At 30.2% G+C, this 587-nt stretch carries 1 protein-coding gene; it reads left to right on the top strand.

Annotated elements, in window-relative coordinates:
• Window positions 1–550 (top strand): IS30 family transposase (locus tag GBG18_RS15075; protein WP_152192394.1); only part of this gene is annotated, 550 nt, incomplete at its 5' end.
• Window positions 551–587: the final 37 nt, after the last annotated feature.

The raw sequence follows: 587 nt of genomic DNA, 5'->3' as shown, positions 1-587 counted from the left end.
TAATGATTACAATACTAGAGGTATTATTAAAAATAGAATTTCTATAGATAAAAGACCTAAAGTTGTGGAAAGAAAATCAAGAGTTGGAGACTGGGAAATAGATACTGTTATTGGAGCTAATCACAAAGGTGCACTAGTTACTATTGTTGATAGGAAAAGTAAATTTGCACTTATTAAAAATGTACCAAGTAAACATTCTGCAATTGTTTCACAAGCTACTATTGATATGCTATTACCAATCAAAGCTTTAACCCATACAATTACTTCAGATAATGGAAAAGAGTTTGCTTATCATGAACAAGTTTCAGAAGCTTTAAATACAGACTTCTACTTTGCAAATCCATATCATTCATGGGAAAGAGGATTAAATGAGCACACTAATGGTTTAATACGACAGTATTTACCAAAGAAAACAGATTTTACAAAAGTTGAAGATGGGAAGATTAGGTTTATTCAAGACAGATTAAATAATCGTCCTAGAAAAGTTCTTGGATTTAAAACTCCTGCTGAAGTTTTTTATGCTACAATTTTTAAGAAATTATCAGCTTAATTTGTTGGAGTTTATGCATTTATCTCTTGAATTGGCG

The organism is Poseidonibacter ostreae, from assembly GCF_009208075.1.
GTDB lineage: Bacteria > Campylobacterota > Campylobacteria > Campylobacterales > Arcobacteraceae > Poseidonibacter > Poseidonibacter ostreae.
Note: the sequence above shows the minus strand (reverse complement) of the source record. Positions and strands in the feature narration are given on the sequence as shown.